Below are 2568 nucleotides of genomic sequence, written 5' to 3' on the forward strand. Positions count from 1 at the left end.
CGCTGCCCCTGCCCCCCACATCCACACCATACGCGGTGCTGGCGGCAAGGCCGGGCAAGGTAAAGCTGAAATTGTAGGGCGCGCTGTTCAGCACCTGGCTGCCCGAGGCGGGGGCGGAACCCCCTGCGGCATTTTGCCCGGCAATTACCTGTGCGGCGGTCGGCGCGCTGGCACCATCGGCCACCACCACATAATAGACATTCCCCCCCTCACTGTCGCTGCCGCTGAGATTGAAGCCGCCCGCTGTGGCGTTGGAGACCGCTGGCGACTGGTCGAACGTCGGGGCGATATCATCGGCTACCACCAGCGTCACTACCTTGTCATAGGGGGCTTCGCCATCAGACACTTGCAAGCGTACCGAGTAGGTGCCCGCCGCCATGCCGTTGGCGTTGACCGCTTTCAGGGTGTTGCCGCTAATGGTGAACAGGGCGTTATCGGTGCTGCCGTTACCGCTGACCAGACTGTAGGTAAACACGCTGGAATCCACATCGGTCGCCGTCAGGGTGGCGACAGTCCCGTTGCTGCCGAGCGATTGCGCAAAGGTGGTGGAGGAGAGCGTAATATCGGTCGGTGCATCGTTCACCGGTACCACGGTGACTTCGCTGCTGATATTCGGCGCAACGGTATTGTTGCTGGTGCCGGAATCGGTCAATTGCGTTAGCGTGACCGTGCGTGTGGCATTGCCGGGGTTGTCGCTGCTGTTGCCGTAGGTTATGCCGGACAGCAGGCTGCCCATGTCGCTGTTGCTTAGCGTGGCACCGGTGATGCTGACGGTGGCGATACCGCCGCTCAGGCTGACACTGGCGGTGCCAAAACCGCTGCCGAGCGAGACGCTGTTACCGTTGCTGAGCGCGACATTGATGCCGTGAATGGTCAGGTATTCGGTGCTGCCCGCCACGTTGCTGACGGTAAATGCCGCGCTGGAGAAGGTTTGCCCTGTGTCATGGGTGTCGACACTGATGCCGGTAAACACACCGACTTCTGCGCCGTTCTCGGTGAACGTGGGGTTGGTCCCGCTGCCGCTGGCCGTGGGGGCATTATCGGCAGATTGACCCGAATTGGTGGAGGTAAAGTGCCACACCAGTACGCCGTCACCACTGGTGTTTTGTGTGTTGACGTGAAAGGTGATGGTTTTATCATTGCCATTGACCGTGGCAGAGATATCCGCCGCACTGGTAGTTGCTGCGTTGTCCTTGGTGACTGAGGTGATAGCCAGTAGCGTGCTGCCGGAGAAGGTAAAATCAAACGATTCCAGTCCGTCGCTGGCGTAGATGCCATTAAGCATGACCATGGTAATGGTCGAGTGGACGGGGTCGATATCGGCGTACCAGTTGGAATTGTCGACATCAAACCCGCCATCAAGAAACAGTTCGACCCCGGAACCCACTGTGCCAGTGGAAAAGGGAAAATCGTCAATCAGGAAATCGACCGTGGTACCGCTGACATCGAGCGTGTGGCGATAACCGTCAATATGTATTGCGCTGGTTTCGATACTGCCGCTCTGACTTTCCAAAACCCAATCGCCGCCCAGTCCGCTGGCACCCGTAGTATCACTGGAGGCCGCCACATCAGCGCCAGTGAGCTGTGCCAACAGCGTGACGAAACTTTGCCCGGAGTCCTGCGCCACGTCGCAACCGTAAATCAGCAAATCCCCCGAATCTGTTAGCGCGGCACCCAAGGTGGCGAGATCGGCGGCACGGGTGTTAGCGGTGTCGCTGTTTAGCGTCAGGCTGCCTAACTGGATTTCCCCTTCTGAACCGTGGCTCAGAATATGGATGGCGTCATAGCCGTTGTGGCTTTGTGCCCACTGCACCAACTGGCTGAGGCCATCTTTGCTGCCGTCAAACAGCTCGACTTCAATGCCCGCCGGGACGTTATCCACCAGCGTTTGATAATCGGTGACAGAGGTATCGATAAACACCACTTCTTTACGTACTGTTTCGCCGACGACCGCAATATCGCTGGTACCGCTGCTGTCATCGTGATTGTTGGTGTGATCGGTTTGGCTATTTTGCGTCTGGGTACCGTCCCCTGCATGGGGCGCGTCGCTGCTGTCGCTCGCGGCGGTGGCGTTGGCATCCGGTGCCGATGACGCGGTGTCCGTCTGGGCGACAGTGGCGGCGACAGCACCATCAAACATCATGCGTGCTTCAAGTAGCACCCCGAGTGGGGTCGGTGAGGTAGCATTGAATGCGGCAGTGTTTCGGTCGCTGTTTCTGCGGGTTTGTAACAAATGGCGCCATAGCATAAAAATACTCCCAAAATCATTGCCTGGTGATCACAATCGGAAGGGGAGACGCTAAACCTCACGTAACAAAACAGCGAAAAAAAGTTGCCACATGATTGTTTTGTTGTCTTGGTGTAAATCTAAGTTAAAAACTTATCCTTGGAAATGTAAATTTAGCAATCGGTGCTAAAAAAATAGAGCGTCTTTTGGCAATGCCAGGTTAATAACCGTGAGTGGCAGATCATTGCAAAAAAAACCGTATCGACCTGATGTTGCCAATAGGGTCGATAGGGGATAACACTTACTGGCGCTGTGGGTAGATTCCTTGTGCGGCGATGCAG

Annotated in this window: 1 protein-coding gene; it reads right to left on the reverse strand. The window is 56.7% G+C overall.

The genetic code is table 11. From position 1 onward, the window contains the following. A partial coding sequence (locus J5224_RS24845) for a DUF4347 domain-containing protein (protein WP_264627887.1) occupies positions 1-2248 on the reverse strand: 2248 nt, incomplete at its 3' end. Positions 2249-2568 lie beyond the last annotated feature (320 nt).

This window comes from Candidatus Symbiopectobacterium sp. NZEC135 (genome assembly GCF_025962695.1).